This window comes from Agromyces sp. Root81 (assembly GCF_001429165.1).
In the GTDB taxonomy this organism is placed as follows: Bacteria; Actinomycetota; Actinomycetes; order Actinomycetales; family Microbacteriaceae; genus Agromyces.
On sequence record NZ_LMIR01000003.1, the window covers coordinates 18,714 to 35,291 of the forward strand.

The following is a 16,578-nucleotide window of genomic DNA, read 5'->3' on the forward strand; positions in this document are numbered from 1 at the left end:
GAGCCGCCGCATCCGCTCGCCTAGGGTGGGTGGATGCCCGATCCCGTGACCGTTCGCGACGGCTCAGCCGAGCGCCTCTCCCGCATGGTGGCGCTGCCGACCGTGTCGGCCGAACTCGCCGAACGCGGCCTCGCCGACTTCGACCGCTTCCGAGCGCTCATCGCCGAGCTCTACCCGCTCGTGCACGAGCACCTCGCCTTCGAGCAGGTCACCGAGCTCGGGCTGCTGTTCCGCTGGCGCGGGCGCGGCGACGGCGACCCGGTCGTGCTGATGGCGCACTTCGACGTCGTCCCGGTCGACGAGCGCGACGGATGGCGCTTCCCGCCGTTCGAGGGACGCATCGCCGACGGCTCGGTGTGGGGTCGCGGCACCCTCGACGACAAGGGCCCGCTGCTCGTCGTGCTCGAAGCCGTCGAGAACCTCCTGGCCGACGGCTTCGCGCCTGCGCGCGACGTGTACCTCTCCTTCGGCGGCAACGAGGAGAGCCACGGGGCAGCGGCCGTGGCCATCTCCGCCCTCTTCCGCGAGCGCGACATCACGCCGTGGCTCGTGCTCGACGAGGGCGGCGCGGTCGTCGACGCCCCGCTCCCCTTCGTGCAGGTGCCGGCCGCGATGGTCGGCGTCGGCGAGAAGGGCGTGCTCACCGTGCGACTGACGGCGCGCGGCGACGGCGGACACGCCTCCGCTCCGCCGAAGACGACGCCGACCGCGCGCATCGCCCGCGCCGTCGACCGGCTCGCGCCGAACCCGTTCCCGAAGCGCATGCCGCGATCGATGCGGGCGATGCTCTCGAGCTTCGTGCCGCACACGCGCGGCACGTCGCGGCTGCTACTCCGTCTCCTCGTCGCCCTGCCCTGGGTCACCGCCCGCGTCTTCTCCCGCCTGGGCGGCGAGCCGGCCGCCCTCGTGCACACCACCGTCGCCGCCACGATGCTCGAGGCCGGCACCGCCGACAACGTGCTGCCCTCGCAGGCGACGGCCACGCTGAACCTGCGCATCGCCGTCGGCGAGACCGTCGAGTCGGTCGTCGCGCACCTGCGCCGCGTCATCCGCGACTCCGAGGTGGAGGTGACCGTGGTGGAGGGCAGCGACCCGTCGCCCGAGTCGCCGACCGACTCGGCGCAGTTCGCGGCGATCACGCAGGCCGTTGCGGCCTCGTATCCCGAGGCGACGACCGCGCCGTACCTCATGATGGCGGCGACCGATTCACGGTACTTCCACCGGTTCTCCCCCGCCGTCTACCGCTTCGCGCCGATCGCCATGACCGCCGCGCAACGCGCATCGATCCACGGGGTCGACGAGTGGGTCACGATCGACAGCCTCGAGCGCGGCGAGCGATTCCACCGCGCCCTCATCACCGCGATTCCCGAGTGAGACGCCTGACCCATTAGGGTGATTCCACCCGAACCCGAAGGAGCCTCGACGATGCGTGCTGCCAGACTCGGTCCCGTCGCCGCGATCGTCGGATTCCTCGCCTTCGTCGAGTTCACGAGCGGCATCCTGCAGGGCTACTACACGCCCCTGCTGACCGACATCGCGCGCCACCTCGGCATCCACGACGCCGACGTGAACTGGCTCGAGGGCACGCAGCTCATGCTCTCCGCCCTCGTCGTGCCCGCGTTCGCGAAGCTCGGCGACATGGTCGGCCACAAGCGCATGCTCGTGTGGTCGACGGCGGTGACGGCCGTCGCCTCGATCGCGCTCGCCTTCACCGACCAGTTCTGGGTGTTCCTCGTCGCCTGGGCGCTGCAGGGGTTCTACGTCGTCTGGCTGCCCCTCGAGATCGCGCTCATCTGGTCGCGCAGCCGTTCGGCCGACCGCCCGGCGGCGATGACCCGCAAGGCGGCGGGCCTGCTCGTCGCGGCACTCGAGCTCGGCGCGATCGCCGGCGCGCTCTCGGCGGGCGCCCTCGCGGAGCTGCTGCCCATGCAGGTGCTGCTCCTCGTGCCGGCCGTCGCCGTGATCGCGTGCTTCTTCGTCGTGCTCTTCGGGGTGAAGGAGTCGCCCGACCTCACGGGCGGCACGCTCGACACCGGCGGGCTCATCCTCATCTCGCTCGCCCTGCTCTCGCTCACGGGCGGGCTCAGCTTCATGCGCCTGAACGGCCCGGCCGACCTGCTCTCGTGGGCGCTCGTGGCGCTCGGCGCCCTGCTCGTGATCCCGTTCGCGCGGTACGAGCTGAAGCACCCCGATCCGCTCATCGACGTGCGCATGTTCCGCGAGCCCACGCTCTGGCCGATCTTCCTCACGGCGGGGCTCTTCGGCGTCAGCGTGCTCGGCGCGCAGGCGCCCCTCTCGACCTTCGCCCGCACGGATGCGTCCGTGTACGGCTTCGGCCTCAGCGCGACGACCGGGCAGACGTCGATCCTCGTCGGCGCCTACGTGCTCTCACTCGTGGTCGGCGCGATGCTGTTCCCGCTCGCGACCCGCTGGGTCACCCCGCGGGTGGCGCTCATCGGGGCGAGCTCGCTCGTCGCGATCGGCTACCTGCTGTTCCTGCCGTTCCATGACGGCTACGCGCAGGTGCTCGCGAACATGATCATCGCGGGCATCGGCTCCGGCGCCCTCGTCGCCGCACTCCCGGCCGCCGCCGCGGCAGCGGCCCCCGCCCATCAGACCGGCGTCGCGACGGGCCTCACGAACTCCGTGAAGACCGTCGGCGGCGCCATCGCCTCGTGCGTCTTCGGCATCGCGCTGCTCGGCGCCGCCGGTGAGGCCGCCACGGGCACCGCCGGCGCCTTCGGCGGGTACGTCACCGTCTGGCTCGTCTGCGGACTCACGGCCGCCGTGGCGGCCGTGCTGCTCGCCTTCGTTCCGAAGCTCGCCTTCTCGGACGCCCCTGTCGCGGAGGGCGCCGCCGCCGTACGCTGATCCCGACGACGGGAGGGCGCCATGACGGATGCCGCGGCGCTCGTCGCCACGCTCGAAGACCTCGCGAGCGACGAGGAGCGCGAGAAGTACACGCGCTACTTCCCACCCGACCCGGATGCCCCGTTCATCGGGGTGCGCATGGGCGCCGTGTTCGAACTCGCGAAGACGGCGCTCGACCTGCCGGCAGGCGAGCTCGAGACGCTGCTCGAGCAGCCGACGCACGAGGTGCGCGCCCTCGCCTGCAGCATCATGGGCAAGTCCGCCGCGCGGCCGAAGACCTCAGAGGCGCGCCGCGACGAGCTGTACGAGCTCTACCTCCGCCGGCACGACCGCATCGACCAGTGGGATCTCGTCGACCTCGCCGCGCGCGACGTCGTCGGCGGCCACCTGCTCGACCGCGACCGTGCGCCGCTCGCCCGGCTCGCGGCATCCGGGTTCTGGCCCGAACGCCGCACCGCGCTCGTGGCGACGTTCGCCTTCCTCCGCCGCGGCGAGCTCGACGATGCCTTCGAACTCTCCGAGACCCTCGCCGACGACCCCGAGCCGCTCGTGCAGAAGGCCCTCGGCTGGGTGCTCCGTGCCGCCGGCGACCACGATCGGGAGCGGCTCACGGCGTTCGTCGAGCGGCACGCCGCGACGATGCCGCGGGTCGCCTTGCGCGCGGCGATCGAGCACTACGACCAGCCCGAACGCGCCCGGTTCCTCGCGATCCGCTGACGCGGGAATGCAGGCCGCCCGATGCGCCCACGTCAGGCGGCAGCCGACTCCGTCGCGCCGAGTGCGCTGCGCTGGCGCCGACGCGCCCCGAGATCGGCCACGCCGATCGCGAAGGCGATCGCGACGAAGATCGCGACGGCGAGCATGCCGATGCCGTAGGCGTGGTGGTACACGGTGAGGTCGGGTTCGCCGTCGGACTCGCGGAAGATCGTCGAGTAGAAGAGCGAGAGCGTGACGGCCGTGCCGATCGCTGTGCCGATGCGCTGGCCGAGCTGGCCGACCGAGCCGGCCAGACCGCCCTGCTTGACCGGGATCTCCATGAGCGTGAGGGTCTGGTTCGGCGAGACGACGAGGCCGCCCCCGGCGCCGCCGATCACCATCGCGCCCGCCATCGCCCAGGGTGTCACCGCGGGCGGTGTCGTGAGCGCGAAGAGCACGAGCAGCCCGATGCCGACGAAGAGGAGCGCGAGCCCCCAGACGACGAGCGGCCGGCCGAGGCGGTTCACGAGCGTGCCGCCGACCCAGGACCCGATCGCGCTCATCAGGGCGAAGCCGATGCCGACCATGCCGGCGAAGACGGCCTCGAGCCCGAGCCCGTGCTGCAGGTAGAGCGTCGTGAGCAGGAACATCGACGGCATCGCCGCGAAGTACACGCTCGCGAGCGCCGTGCCGTTGCGGAACGAGCTCACACCGAAGAGGGCGAGCGGCACGAGCGGGTGCTTGCCGGATGCCGCGTAGTGGCGCTCCCACGCGACGAACGCGGTGATCGCGAAGACGAACAGCACGAGCACCCACCAGCGGGCCGGGTTGTCGCTCGGCGAGCCCGTCGTGAAGAGGAACGGCCACATGAGGGAGATCACGGTGACGGCGAAGAGCACGAGGCCGACCGGGTCGAGTGACAACGGCTTCGACGAGGGATGCCGCGTCACCGGCAGCAGCCAGATCGCGAGCGCGATCGCGGCGAGCGCCAGCGGCACGTTCATCCAGAAGATGCCGCGCCAGCCGTCTTCGGGCCCGCCGATCGCGATCATCAGCCCGCCGAGCGTCGGCCCGAACGCGGTCGCGAGACCGATCGTCGCCCCGAAGAGGCCGAACGCCTTGCCGCGCTCCTTGCCGGTGAAGAGCTCCTGGATGATGCCGAGCACCTGCGGCATCTGGATGCCCGCGGCGACGCCCTGCAGGAGGCGGGCGATCAGCAGCACCTCGACGGTGGGCGCGAGCGCGGCGGCGAGGCTCGTGAGCGTGAAGAGGCTGAGGCCCACGATGAAGAGGGTCTTGCGCGAGCGCTGGTCGCCGATGCGACCGGCCGGCACGAGCGTCAGGCCGAAGGTGAGCACGTAGCCCGCGACGATGAGCTGGAGCTCCGTCGAACCGGCGCCGAAGGCGTCCTCGATCGCCGGGAGTCCGACGTTGACCTTCGACAGGTCGAGGATCGTGAGGGCGGCCACGGCGACGCACACCCAGTAGGCGCGCCAGCGATGGCCTTCGGGGAGGGTGATCGACCGGGTCTCAGGCGCTTGCGACATCCGTTCAACCCTAAGCCCCGGCGCCTCAGGCTCGCAGCGGACCGCCGCGCTCCTGGCCGCGGGCGATCGACGGCAGCGCGATGAGCCCGATGACCGCGAGCGACTGGACCGTGAGGCCCCCCGCCATCGCCTTCCAGAGCGCATCGAGCTCTGTGAACATCATCGCGACCTGGGTGACCGGGGTCACGATCGCGAGTGCCACCACCCATCGCAGCGCCACGGAGCTCAGTCGGCCCCGGCGCGCAGGTGCCAGTTGGTCGGCGCGGCCGCCGGTGAGCCCGAGCACGAATGCGGCGGCGACGAGCAGACCGGTCGCGACCCACCCCGCGGACACGGGGCGGACCCCGGCGACGAGGCTCGCCACCACTGCGAGCGGCGCGACCGCGACGAGTGCGATGCCGACGAACGCCCCGACGTCGATGCGCAACGGTTCGCCGCGTTCGACCCGCGGATCGGCAGAGCGTCCACCACGGGCATTCCAGTCCTGCTTCCGGGCGATCTCCGAGAACGCGACGATGCCGAACACCATCATGGCCTGCGCACCGAGGAACGCCCCGACGTAGCGAGTCGCGCCGACGGGATCGGCGAGCGCAGTCACGAGCACGAGGGCGGGGACGAGAGCTGCGAGCGCGGCGACCCAGCGCAACGCGACCGGGCTGAGTCGACCGATGCGGCGCGGTGCACTGGCACCGCGACCCGCCGTCGTCGCGAGCACCAGTTCGCCTGCGAGTAGCAGCCCGGTCGACACCCAATACGCCACCACGAGATCGAGTCCGGTGAACGCCGGAACCGCGACCGAGACCAGCGCGAGCACGATGAGACCGACGGCGCCCACGGCGCCGGGATCGGCAGGACGGTCTTCGACGATCCGAGTGGGAAGAGCCTTCGGCGCGCGACGCTTCGGACGCGGCACCGTCGTGGCGGCGCCGCCGATCGGCGCTGCTGCCGCGTCGGCGGCCACCGCCTCGGTGAGCACGCCGCGGCGCACGAGCACCTCGAGTGCGGCACGACGATCGCGTTCGGCCTCCGTTCCGGGAGTCGCGTCGCGCTGGATCGCGTCGAGTTCGACGAGCACATGGTACGTGTCGCGCAAGGCCGGCCTGTGCTTCGCCCAACGCCGCAGATCGATGGCCGGCACCCCGGCGGCGCCCGTGCGAGGTCTCGAGGTCGCCCTCATGTCGTACTCCTCCGGTTCGCACGCTCGAATGCAGGTCCGTTCGAGGGTACTGTCCAGGCGGCGTGATCGGATCGGAGAGGATCACCGGTTTCGTGATGTCGCCGAACCGTGTGCGGGCCGGACGCACGAAGGGCTCCCGCATCGCGGGAGCCCTTCGACTCGGTGGACCCAGGGGGATTCGAACCCCCGACCTTCTCATTGCGAACGAGACGCGCTACCAACTGCGCCATGGGCCCGAGCGAGAAAGAGCCTATCATCTCGAGGGCGATGGTTCGGACCACCGCCTTCGCTCAGCCCGCCTGCCTGCGGCGGCGCAGTACCGCGTCGAGATCCTCGAAACCAGGCCGGGCGTCGTCGATGATGCCCATGCGCGCATACGGGCTCGCGGGGGCATCGTCGTGCACCACCGCGGTCGTCGGCCGTGAACGCGGCGCCGTGGCCGCCGGGGCGGCCGGCGTGATGACGGGCAGCTCGGGCTCCAGTTCGGCCGCCCGACGCGCGATGTCGTCGCCGACCTCCGCGCGCTTCAGCTCAGCCGCAGCGTCGATGGAGGCCATCGCCATCGCGGCGATCGTGCCGCGCGAGAGGTGGAGCGGTCGCGGCAGCGGCTGCGGCACCCAGCCGTCGTCGGCGGTCGACTCGGGCTCGACGAGGTCGATGGGCTCGAAGGGCTGCGCCTCGACGGCGGCCGCGGGCCGTGCCACGACGGGAGCAGCGGGCCGCACTCGAGCGAGGCGGACGAGACCGGCGAAGGCGAGCGCGATGCCCACCGCTCCGATCACGGGAACGACGAGCGAGGCGCCGAACGCGGTCGCGATGCCGCCGGCGATGACGATGAGCACGGAGACGAGCAGCACGAGCGAGCACACGGCGCGTCCTCGGCGAAGCCGTTTGCGGGCGACGGCGCTCATCGAGGGTCGGGCGGGCGCCGGGGCGGCCTCCGGCCCCTCGGCGGGCGCGACGATGGTGATCGGCTCGGTCGCCGCTGCGGCAGCGGCGAGCACGATGCCCACACGGAGCCGCGCGGCATCCACTGCGCCTTCGGCGGCCCAGCGCTCGGCGAGCGCCTCGCGCTCCTCGGCCTCCGCGGTGAGTCTGGCCGTCGCCTCGCGCTGCTGCAGGATGCGCTGCTGTGCAGCGACCTCGCGAGCGGTCGCCTCGACCCGGACGGGCTCGGGCGTCTCTGCGGTCTCGGCGAGGATGCGGAGCGTCTGCTGGAGACGCACCGCGTTGCGTTCCGTCGCCAGGTACTGACGACGACGCAGCCAGTTCGGCAGGAGGTACGCGATCCACAGCGCGGCTGCCACAGCCACGAGCAGTCCCCCACCGATCACGTCCATGGGACAACGCTAGGTCACTACATGCCTTCAGCCGTACTCGACGCCCGCGTGTTCACCGATCAGGGAGCTGCAGCGGGTGCGCGGATGCCGCCCGGTCCTCGGCGTTCACCCGGGCGACCCCCTCCGGCACACGCCCGTCGCGCCAGCGCCGGAGCACGCCGTGCGGCACCTCCTCGGCCACGAGGCCGAACGCGAAGTGGTCGCTCCAGACGCCGTTGATGTGGATGAACCGTCGACGGAACCCCTCGTACCGGAAGCCGAGCTTCTCCACGACCCGGAGCGACGGCCCGTTCTCCGGGCGGATGCAGATCTCCATGCGGTGCAGCCGCAGGGTGCCGAAGCAGAAGTCGGTCGCGAGCGCGACCGCCGTCGGGGTGATGCCGCGCCCCGCGACATCCTGGGCGACCCAGTAGCCGATCGTCGCCGAGGAGAGCGAGCCGTACGTGATCGACGAGACGTTCAGCTGGCCGACCAGCGCACCGTCGACCTCGATGACGAACGGCAGTGCATGGCCGCTGCGCGCATGGGCCAGCAGATTGCGGATGCTCGACCGCGTGTCGATGATCGATCCGCCGCCCGGATAGGTCGCCTCCCACTGCCGCAGCCACCCGCGGTTCGCGACCAGCACCCGCTCGAGCGGCTTCGCGTCGCGGACGCGGATGGGTCGCAGCGTGACGTCGCCGTCTCGCAGAGTGGGCACGGCGACTGCGGGCATGCTCAGACTGTATCGAGTCCTGCCGCGTACTCCACGAGCCACGGGCGAAGATCCGGTCCGATGTCGTCGCGATCCGCGGCGAGCTGGATGACGGCCTTGATGTAGTCGAGCTTGTCGCCGGTGTCGTAGCGACGGCCGCGGAAGACGACGCCGTACACGCCGCCGGTGCCCTCGACATCTCCTGCCATCGTCATGAGCGCGTCGGTCAGCTGGATCTCGCCGCCCTTGCCGGGCGGGGTGTGCTCGAGGATGCCGAAGACCTCGGGCTTCAGCACGTAGCGGCCGATCACCGCGTAGTTCGACGGGGCGACCTCCTTCGCCGGCTTCTCGACGAGGCCGGTGACCCGCACGACGTCGGGATCGTCGGTCGCCTCGACCGCTGCGGCACCGTAGAGGTGGATGGAGTCGGGGTCGACCTCGAGCAGTGCGACGATCGAGGCATTCCTCGCGCCCTGCTCCTCGAGCATCCGCGTCAGCAGGGTGTCGCGGGCGTCGATGATGTCGTCGCCGAGCAGCACGGCGAACGGCTCGTTGCCGACGTGCATGCGGGCACGCAGCACCGCGTGCCCGAGCCCGAGCGGGTCGCCCTGGCGCACGTAGTGCATGTCGGCGAGGTCGGTCGACTCGTTGACCTTCGCGAGCTTCGCGGTGTCGCCCTTCGCCTCCAGGGTCGCCTCGAGCTCGGCGACGCGGTCGAAGTGGTTCTCGAGGGCGTTCTTGTTGCGCCCCGTCACCATCAGCACGTCGGTCAGGCCTGCGTCGACGGCCTCCTCGACGACGTACTGGATGGCCGGCTTGTCGACGACGGGGAGCATCTCCTTGGGCATCGCCTTCGTCGCAGGCAGGAAGCGCGTGCCCAGCCCAGCAGCGGGGATGACGGCCTTCGTGATCCGATGAGTCATGCGGTTCAGCGTACCGCCAGCCCCTGGACGGGGAACCGGCCGCTTCGTCCTAGGATGTGTGCCATGCCCGACGATCCGGATGTAGACAAGCGCATCCTTCGCGCCGAACTGCGCGAGCGACGCCGGAACATGCCGGCCCATGAACGCGAACTCGCGACCGAGGGCTTCACGGCCCGCCTCGAGGAACTGATCGGCTCCACCGAGGCGGAGTCGATCTCCTGCTACCTGTCGATGCCGACCGAACCGAACACCAGGCCGTTCGTCAACTGGGCGGAGGCCCGCGGCATCCGCGTGCTCTTCCCGGTGACGCGCGAAGACGGCCTGCTCGACTGGACCGTCGGCGAGGAGGAGACCGAGACGCTGGGCCTGCACGGCACTCCGGAAGCGGTCGGCGAACTGCTCGGTCCGATGGCGATCAACGACGTCGATCTCATCATCGTGCCGGCGGCCGCGATCGACGCGACGGGCATGCGCCTCGGCTGGGGCAGGGGCTATTTCGACAAGACCCTCGGATCGATGGGAAAATGTCCTCCGGTGTACGCCGTGGTCTTCGACAGCGAATTCGTCGAGGCCGTGCCGCGTGAGGTGCACGACCAAGCCGTCAACGGCGTCGTGACGCCCACGCGCATCATCGCGTTCTGACCGGCTGCACGCCGGCGCGTCACCCGAGATCGGAAGAAGCACCATGCCCACCTACTCCTACCGTTGCACCGAGTGCGACAACGCCTTCGACATCCACCAGGCGTTCACCGACGACACGCTGACGGTCTGCGAGGTCTGCGGCGGCAAGCTGCGCAAGCTCTTCAACACGATCGGCGTGACCTTCAACGGCTCGGGCTTCTACCGCACCGATTCCCGCAACGGGGGCTCCGGCGGTTCCGGGTCCTCGAGTTCCGGGTCCTCGAGCTCCGGGTCCTCGAGCTCCTCGTCATCGAGCTCGGGCGGCTCGTCCAAGTCGGGTTCGTCGTCCTCGTCATCGGGGAGCGGAAGCAGCGGCGGCGGCTCCTCAGCCTCGAGCTGAGCTTCGGCTAGCGTGGTGCGCGTCGCATCCACGAGACCCGGATCCGACGACCGACGGAGGGAGAGGCCGTGATCAAGGGCTTCAAGGAATTCATCATGCGCGGCAACGTCATCGACCTCGCCGTCGCGGTGGTCATCGGCGCCGCGTTCACCGCGGTCGTGAACGCGATCGTCGAAGGACTCATCAATCCGCTGATCAGCCTGCTGTTCAAGGCCGACAGCCTGGATGAGCTGACCTTCCAGCTCGGCAGTGCGACCTTCGCCTACGGTTCGATCATCGGCGCGGTCATCTCGTTCCTCGCGGTCGCCGCCGTCGTCTACTTCGTGTTCGTCATGCCGATGAACCACTTCAAGGAGCGGGCGGAGGCCAAGCGCAAGGCCGGCCGGCCCGACCCCGAAGAACCCGAGACCGAGCTCACCGTGCTCGCCCAGATCCGCGATCTGCTCGCCGAGCAGCGGGACGGCACCGGCGCGCACCGCGAGTGATCAGGTCTGCTTCCAGTGCGGAGGCCGGTCCCGCGTCAGGCGGTCGTCGTCGGATGACGCTGCGCGGGCCTTCCCCGTCTGCCGCGGCGCCGGCTCGGGAGCCTGTTCGACGGGCGTCTCGGGCGACGGATCGGAGCCCGGCGCGGGCGTGAGCCTGGCACGGCGCGCCCGCCCGGCGGCGCGTTCGACGCGCTGGCGTGGTTCCTCGGTCATCGGCGTTCGGCCGCGGCATCCGACGATCGCTCGGCCTCGGGCCGTCCGAGCAGCGACGCGACGCGTGAGGCGACCGCCTCGGGGTTGCCGAAGAGCTCGAAGCTGTGCACCCGCAGGTAGTGCCAGCCGAGTCGGCGGAGCACATCGGGCCGCAGCCGCAGGGACTCGCGCAGGCTGAGGCCGGCGAGCGCGTCATCGGTCTCGACGACGACGGCCTTGCCCGCGTTCGCGGCGGCGAGTGCGAGCCGGCCACGATGACCGACGCTCACGCGGATGCCGCGGCGCTCGAGCCTCGCGGCGAGATCGTGCACCATCGACGGCGCCTCGCCCGTCGCGCTCGGGCTCGCTGCGCGCTCCTCGGTCTGGGAGAGCACGTTCGCGAGGGCGAGGACGCCGTGGCTCTGGCGCTCCTCGTCGATGTCATCGGGACGGAACGCCGAGACGAGGTCCATCGAGCGGCGGGCGCGGGTCATGCCGACCGCGAGCAGTCGGTCTCCGCCGGGCTCGCCGAGCGATCCGAAGTTGGAGAGCAACCGGCCGTGCGGGGTGCGGCCGTACCCGACCGAGAAGATCACCCGGTCGCGGCTCTGCGCGACGGCCTGCTCGAGGGTCAGCACCGTGAACGGCTCGGCTCGGTCCTTGAGGATGAAGTCGGAGAGATCGGTGCGCTTGGCGAACGCGGCGAGCACCGACTGGTGCACCCGACCGGCGTGCTTGGTGCTCGCGGTGATCACCATGAGCGATTCGCGCGGGCGCTTGACGGCGTGCTCCATGACGAGCTCGACGACCTTCGCCACCTCGGAGTCGATGGATTCGACGGTGCCGGTGACGGAGTCGGGCAGGCCGTTGCCGGCGACGTAGTGCAGGCCGAGGCTGCCGTGGCCGAGGAAGCTGCCGGCCCAGGGCAGCGACGCGATGCGCCCGGCGTAGAAACGGTTGTTCACGAGCTCGGCGAGGTCTTCACCGCCCGCGCGGTAGCTGCGGGTCAGCGTCAGCGTCGGCAGCAGCTCGCCGAGTCGCGCGAGCGCGGAGTCCGCGTGCAGCGCGTCGACGCCGTGCTCGGTCGAGGACACCCGCGGCTGCTCGACGTCGTCGATCCCGGTCTCGAAGAGCGTGGGGGTCTGCGTGACGGGGTCGCCGAACGCGACGACCTGCTTCGCCCGGCGGATGGCGCCGAGGTTCTCGGCGATGCTCGTTGCACCGGCGTCGACGAGGATCACGGTGTCGAAGCCGATCGCGTCGTCGATGCCCGCGACGTCGTACGGCGAGGCGAGCCAGACCGGGGCGAGGGCGCGGAACAGGTGCGGCGTCTCCGACTGCAGCTCCTGCGGGCGCACCCGGTCGCCGCGCAGCATCCGCTTCAGGCGACCGGCCTCGTCGGCGTGGTCGACGAGCGCGACCTTCCAGTTCTCGGCGAGTCGCCAGGCGAGCTGCGGGCCCGCAGCGGAGGCGTGCGCCTCGTCGACGAGTCGGAAGTCGCCCTCGAGTCGGTCGAGCACGGTGGTGTTCGCGCCGAGGAGCGCCTTCTCGGTGGCGAGCATCGACTCGAGCACCGACTGCCACCAGGCGAGTTCGAGCTCTGCGGCGACGGCCCGCTCGGGCACGTGGCGCTCGGCGAGGTCGAGCAGCAGCGGGTCGAGGCCGAGGTCGCGCAGCCGGCCGAGCACCGCAGTGCGCTCCTGCAGGTTCGTCAGCACCTCGGACTCGGCGGCGAGGCCGGCGAGGGTCGAGGTGAGTTCGCGCACCGGCCGGGCGGCGAGCTGCCGCGAGGTGCCGACGACGCCGAGCGGCGCATCGAGGGCCCCGAGATCGCCGACGACGTGCTGGTAGGCGACGTGCACGTCGTCGATGCCCACCGGGACACCGGGGATCGCGCCGGCATCCGAGTACCGCTGCCAGAGGGTGCGCTGCTGCTGGATGCCGCGGAGCGCCGAGTTCAGGTCGTTGACATGCACGCCGGGGCGGACGAATTCGAGCGCGTGCCGGCGCAGACGACGACGGTTGGCTCCCGACATCCCGGGCGAATCGCGGCGCGACGAGGTGGCGGCGATGAGCTCTCCGAGCGGGCGGTCGTAGACCGACGGCTGGAAGCGGTCGAGCGTCTCGCGCACGTCGAGCAGGAGCCGCAGGAACACGCCGAGCTCGGCGACGGACTCGAACTCGCGCAGTCGGGTCTGCGCGATGAGCGCGCGGCCCCGATCGAGCAGGCGCGGCAGGTCGCTGCGGGAGAGGCGCTTCGCGAGTTCGTGCGCACTCGTCGCCTCGTCGGACGAGGTGAACGACGCACCGTACCAGGGCGAGTCGCCGGGCCCGTAGCGGAACTCGCCGAGCTCCGCGGCCCGGGCGAGGGCTCGAGCGACCTCGTCACGGCCGTCGGCGAGCGCCACGAGCGCGGCCTGGTCGAGCCGCGCCGTCGTCGACGGCGGGCTCGAGACGAGCGCGAGGCTCGCGAGCTCGCCGAGCGCGTCGAGCACGGACACGTGCAGCTCCGGGTCCTTGCGGGTGAGCGCCGATCGGTAGTCGAGCAGCACCTTCCGGAGGCGGACGAGCGCGTCGTCGACGTCGGCGACCCGCGGCCGCTCGGCCTTCTCGTTGCGCGAGATCGACTGGATGAGTTCACGTCGCAGCCCCGCCGTGGTCACGGCGGCGCCGCCGAGCCCGACCTGGCCGAGGCGGTGGGCGATGCCGTCGAGGCTCGCGCGGCGGGCGCCGACGACGAGCACGCGCTTGTCCTTCGCGACGAGCGCGCCGATCGCGTTGACGATGGTCTGCGTGCCGCCCGTGCCGGGCAGGGTCTTCACGACGACCGAGGTGCCGGCCTCGATCTCGGCGACCGCCTGCTCCTGCTCGGGGTCGGCGTCGAGCAGCAGCGTGTCCGTCGACGGCGGACGCGCATCCTGCGACACCGCACGCACACGCTCGCCGGTCGCCGCGACGACGGCCGCGCGGGCGGACGGGTTGCCGGCGATGGCGTCGATGACGGGGTGGTCGAGCTTCGCGGCATCCGCTGCCATCTCGGGGCCGACCTCGGCGAACGACGAGACGACGAGGCGCGGCGCGACGTGGAACCACGGCAGGTGGCTCGTGAGGCCGCGGAGGCGGTCGATCACGGGCTGCGGCTTGAACACGCCGTTCGTGATGGCGAGCGCGACGAAGGCCTCGGCGTCGAGGGTGATCTGGAACTGCTCGCGGAGCTCGCGCGCGAGCGCCGGGTTCAGGAACGGCTGGCCCTTGAGCTTCACCTCGAAGTCGCGGCCGTAGCGACGGATCGCGAGCGGGCGCAGCAGCACGGGAGCCAGGTACTCCTCGCCCGCGTTGCGCCACGACGCGAGGCCGATGGCCAGGTGCACCGACTCGATGCCGCGCACGGAGCGCAGTTCGATGCCCTTCTGGGTGATCTCCGCCGCTGCCAGCCGGGCGTTGCGCAGCGCGAGCTCGTCGCGGATGAGGCTCGAGAGCAGCGTGGACTTGCCCGTGATGAACTGCGGGAGGCCCCCGGGGTGGGTCGTCGAGAGCTCGATGCGGGTGCGCGGGGTGTCGACGAAGCGCGCGAGCGGTGAGCGACCGCCGACGGCGGCCAGTTCGGCGTTCCAGCGACGCCAGGCGGGCTCGGCGACGTTGCCCGCGACGAGGTCGGGGTCGCCGAGGCTCAGGGCGTCTGGGCTCGTGATGTCGTGTCGCATGTGATCCGGAGTCAGGTTCTCGGCGGCAGCGTCGATCTCGGGGTCGAGGATGTCCTCCTCGTCGCTGTTCCGATCGAGCCGCCGCACACCGACACCATACGTGCAATCACGCGGATTTCTCGGAGCATCGCCGCGCCAGAGGCTCTTTCGATACCCCCAGGGTATTGTGCTAGCGTCCATCGGGTGAGTCCAGCACGAATCGAATCCACCTCCGCACCCGAGCGCGACGGCGCCCGCACGACCGTCGTCATCGGCGGCGTCGCCGGCGGCATGTCGGCCGCGACGAGACTCCGCCGACTCGACGAGCAGCGCGAGATCATCGTGCTCGAGCGCAGCAGCGAGGTCTCCTTCGCGAACTGCGGACTGCCGTACCACGTGTCGGGCGCGATCGCCGATCGCGACGCCCTGTCGCTGCAGAGCCCCGAACGGCTCGCCGCGCGGTTCCGCATCGACGCGCGGGTCCGGCACGAGGCCGTCGCGATCGACCGGGCCGCGAAGACCGTCACGGTGCATCGACTCGACGACGACTCGACGACCGAGATCGCCTACGACGAGCTCGTGCTCTCCCCCGGCGCAGCACCGCGACGGCCGGCGGGCATCGCGACGGATGCCCCGGTGCACGCGCTCCGTACCCTCGACGACCTCGACCGGCTCATGGCGGAGCTCGACCACGTGCCCGCCGACGGCGCGGTCGTCGTCATCGGCGGCGGCTTCATCGGCGTGGAGATGGCCGACAACCTGCACCGGCGCGGCCTCGACGTCACACTCGTGCAGCGCGGCGCGCACCTGCTCGCCACGCTCGACGAGGAGATGGCCGCCCCGATCGCCGACCACCTCGCCGGTCTCGGCATCGACGTGAGACTCGGGCAGGTCACGACCTCGATCGGCACCGACCACGTCGTGCTCGACGACGGCAGCCGCATCGCCACCGACCTCGTCGTCGCGGCGATCGGCGTGACCCCCGAGACCTCCCTCGCGGCCGCAGCCGGCCTCACGATCGGCACGGGAGGCGGCATCGCCGTCGACGACTTCCACCGCACGAGCGATCCCGCGATCTTCGCGATCGGCGACGCGGCCGAGAAGCGCGACGCGATCGACGACTCCGGTCGCCTCGTCACCCTGGCCGGCCTCGCGAACCGCCACGGTCGAGCGGTCGCCGACACGATCGCCGGCGATGCCGCACCGTCACGACCGGCCCTCGGCACCGCCATCGTCGACGCGGCCGGCCTCACCGCCGCGAGCGTCGGCTGGACTGAACGGGTGGCACGGGAGCGCGGCCGCGACGTGCGGGTCGTCCACACCCACCCCGCCTCGCACGCCGCCTACTACCCCGGCGCCGCCCCGCTCTCGATGAAGCTCGTGATCGACGCCGTCGACGACCGGATCCTCGGCGCCCAGGCCGTCGGCACCGACGGCGTCGACAAGCGCATCGACGTCATCGCCACGGCGATGAGCGCCGGCCTCGCGGCATCCGCTCTCGCCGACCTCGAGCTCGCCTACGCCCCGCAGTACGGATCGGCGAAGGACCCGATCAACATGCTCGGCTACGTCGCCCGCAATCTCGCGAGCGGTGAGGACCGCGTCATCCAGTGGCACGAGCTCGAGCACGAGATCGCCGCCGGCGCGGTGCTCCTCGACGTGCGCGCAGCGGCGCAGCTCGCCGAAGGGCTGATCCCCGGCGCGCTGTGGGTTCCCGTCGAATCGCTGCGCGAACGGCACGCCGAGTTCGCAGGCCGTCGCGTCGTCGTGCACTGCCGAGTCGGGCAGGGCGCGCACACCGCGGCTCGCCTGCTCGCCGAGCTCGGCCACGACGTCGTGAACCTCGACGGCGGCTACCTCACCTGGCGCGACGGGCAGCGCGCCAGGTCGCTCGCCGAACTGCCACTGGCCGCGTAGCGGCCCCCGTCCCCCGCCCGACACCCGACCCA

At 71.5% G+C, this 16,578-nt stretch carries 14 protein-coding genes and 1 tRNA gene; 7 read left to right on the plus strand and 8 right to left on the minus strand.

The features are described from left to right. Positions 1-33 precede the first annotated feature (33 nt). Genes ASE14_RS14560 through ASE14_RS14570 form a run of 3 tightly spaced genes read left to right on the plus strand, consistent with a single transcriptional unit; the run spans position 34 to position 3,588 of the window. Positions 34-1,374: a M20/M25/M40 family metallo-hydrolase gene (locus ASE14_RS14560; protein ID WP_056656544.1), complete on the plus strand. Its 1,341-nt coding sequence runs from the start codon at positions 34-36 to the stop codon at positions 1,372-1,374. A 51-nt stretch (positions 1,375-1,425) separates the two neighbouring features. Next, positions 1,426-2,871, plus strand: a complete 1,446-nt coding sequence (locus tag ASE14_RS14565; protein ID WP_056656547.1) for an MFS transporter — start codon at positions 1,426-1,428, stop codon at positions 2,869-2,871. 21 nt (positions 2,872-2,892) lie between these two features. After that, positions 2,893-3,588: a DNA alkylation repair protein gene (locus ASE14_RS14570; RefSeq protein ID WP_056656550.1), complete on the plus strand. Its 696-nt coding sequence runs from the start codon at positions 2,893-2,895 to the stop codon at positions 3,586-3,588. 32 nt (positions 3,589-3,620) lie between these two features. Here the strand turns inward: ASE14_RS14570 and ASE14_RS14575 are convergent, their stop codons facing one another. The 6 genes from ASE14_RS14575 to galU form a co-directional block, all read right to left on the minus strand. Next, positions 3,621-5,114, minus strand: a complete 1,494-nt coding sequence (locus ASE14_RS14575; RefSeq protein WP_082600929.1) for an MFS transporter — start codon at positions 5,112-5,114, stop codon at positions 3,621-3,623. A 25-nt stretch (positions 5,115-5,139) separates the two neighbouring features. After that, a complete protein-coding gene (locus tag ASE14_RS14580; protein ID WP_157373023.1) occupies positions 5,140-6,291 on the minus strand; it encodes a hypothetical protein in 1,152 nt (383 codons plus the stop codon). A 163-nt stretch (positions 6,292-6,454) separates the two neighbouring features. Continuing rightward, positions 6,455-6,527: transfer RNA gene (locus ASE14_RS14585), tRNA-Ala, on the minus strand. 54 nt (positions 6,528-6,581) lie between these two features. After that, the gene (locus ASE14_RS14590) at positions 6,582-7,631 is read right to left on the minus strand and encodes a hypothetical protein (protein ID WP_056656556.1); all 1,050 of its coding nucleotides are present in this window, start codon (positions 7,629-7,631) and stop codon (positions 6,582-6,584) included. Between the two features lie 52 nt (positions 7,632-7,683). Further along, positions 7,684-8,346: a GNAT family N-acetyltransferase gene (locus ASE14_RS14595; protein WP_056656559.1), complete on the minus strand. Its 663-nt coding sequence runs from the start codon at positions 8,344-8,346 to the stop codon at positions 7,684-7,686. Positions 8,347-8,348: 2 nt separating this feature from the next. Beyond that, complete coding sequence (galU, locus tag ASE14_RS14600) at positions 8,349-9,248, minus strand: UTP--glucose-1-phosphate uridylyltransferase GalU (protein WP_056656562.1); 900 nt, start codon at positions 9,246-9,248, stop codon at positions 8,349-8,351. 63 nt (positions 9,249-9,311) lie between these two features. Here galU and ASE14_RS14605 point away from each other — a divergent pair, with 63 nt between their 5' ends. From ASE14_RS14605 to mscL, 3 genes are all read left to right on the plus strand, one after another. Then, the gene (locus tag ASE14_RS14605; RefSeq protein ID WP_056656565.1) at positions 9,312-9,890 is read left to right on the plus strand and encodes a 5-formyltetrahydrofolate cyclo-ligase; all 579 of its coding nucleotides are present in this window, start codon (positions 9,312-9,314) and stop codon (positions 9,888-9,890) included. 43 nt (positions 9,891-9,933) lie between these two features. Next, positions 9,934-10,269 carry an FmdB family zinc ribbon protein gene (locus ASE14_RS14610; RefSeq protein ID WP_056656567.1) on the plus strand — a complete coding sequence of 112 codons (336 nt, stop codon included), beginning with the start codon at positions 9,934-9,936 and terminating at the stop codon, positions 10,267-10,269. 68 nt (positions 10,270-10,337) lie between these two features. After that, positions 10,338-10,754: a large conductance mechanosensitive channel protein MscL gene (gene mscL / locus ASE14_RS14615; protein ID WP_056656570.1), complete on the plus strand. Its 417-nt coding sequence runs from the start codon at positions 10,338-10,340 to the stop codon at positions 10,752-10,754. Here the strand turns inward: mscL and ASE14_RS14620 are convergent, their stop codons facing one another. Together ASE14_RS14620 and ASE14_RS14625 are read right to left on the minus strand one after the other, a co-directional pair. Further along, a complete protein-coding gene (locus tag ASE14_RS14620) occupies positions 10,755-10,967 on the minus strand; it encodes a hypothetical protein (protein ID WP_056656573.1) in 213 nt (70 codons plus the stop codon). Then, positions 10,964-14,737 carry an ATP-binding protein gene (locus ASE14_RS14625; RefSeq protein ID WP_056656576.1) on the minus strand — a complete coding sequence of 1,258 codons (3,774 nt, stop codon included), beginning with the start codon at positions 14,735-14,737 and terminating at the stop codon, positions 10,964-10,966. The genes ASE14_RS14620 and ASE14_RS14625 overlap by 4 nt, the downstream gene beginning before the upstream one ends. Positions 14,738-14,833: 96 nt before the next feature. Between ASE14_RS14625 and ASE14_RS14630 the strand changes: the two genes are divergently transcribed. Next, a complete protein-coding gene (locus tag ASE14_RS14630; RefSeq protein WP_255356095.1) occupies positions 14,834-16,546 on the plus strand; it encodes an FAD-dependent oxidoreductase in 1,713 nt (570 codons plus the stop codon). Positions 16,547-16,578 lie beyond the last annotated feature (32 nt).

Bases quoted from the DNA above. Each gene is read 5' to 3' on its own strand.
- ASE14_RS14605 (WP_056656565.1), top strand. From the start codon at position 9,312: ATGCCCGACGATCCGGATGTAGACAAGCGCATCCTTCGCGCCGAACTG.
- ASE14_RS14595 (WP_056656559.1), bottom strand. From the start codon at position 8,346: ATGCCCGCAGTCGCCGTGCCCACTCTGCGAGACGGCGACGTCACGCTG.
- ASE14_RS14560 (WP_056656544.1), top strand. From the start codon at position 34: ATGCCCGATCCCGTGACCGTTCGCGACGGCTCAGCCGAGCGCCTCTCC.
- ASE14_RS14570 (WP_056656550.1), top strand. From the start codon at position 2,893: ATGACGGATGCCGCGGCGCTCGTCGCCACGCTCGAAGACCTCGCGAGC.
- ASE14_RS14580 (WP_157373023.1), bottom strand. From the start codon at position 6,291: ATGAGGGCGACCTCGAGACCTCGCACGGGCGCCGCCGGGGTGCCGGCC.
- ASE14_RS14565 (WP_056656547.1), top strand. From the start codon at position 1,426: ATGCGTGCTGCCAGACTCGGTCCCGTCGCCGCGATCGTCGGATTCCTC.
- galU (WP_056656562.1), bottom strand. From the start codon at position 9,248: ATGACTCATCGGATCACGAAGGCCGTCATCCCCGCTGCTGGGCTGGGC.
- ASE14_RS14610 (WP_056656567.1), top strand. From the start codon at position 9,934: ATGCCCACCTACTCCTACCGTTGCACCGAGTGCGACAACGCCTTCGAC.
- ASE14_RS14590 (WP_056656556.1), bottom strand. From the start codon at position 7,631: ATGGACGTGATCGGTGGGGGACTGCTCGTGGCTGTGGCAGCCGCGCTG.
- ASE14_RS14620 (WP_056656573.1), bottom strand. From the start codon at position 10,967: ATGACCGAGGAACCACGCCAGCGCGTCGAACGCGCCGCCGGGCGGGCG.
- ASE14_RS14575 (WP_082600929.1), bottom strand. From the start codon at position 5,114: ATGTCGCAAGCGCCTGAGACCCGGTCGATCACCCTCCCCGAAGGCCAT.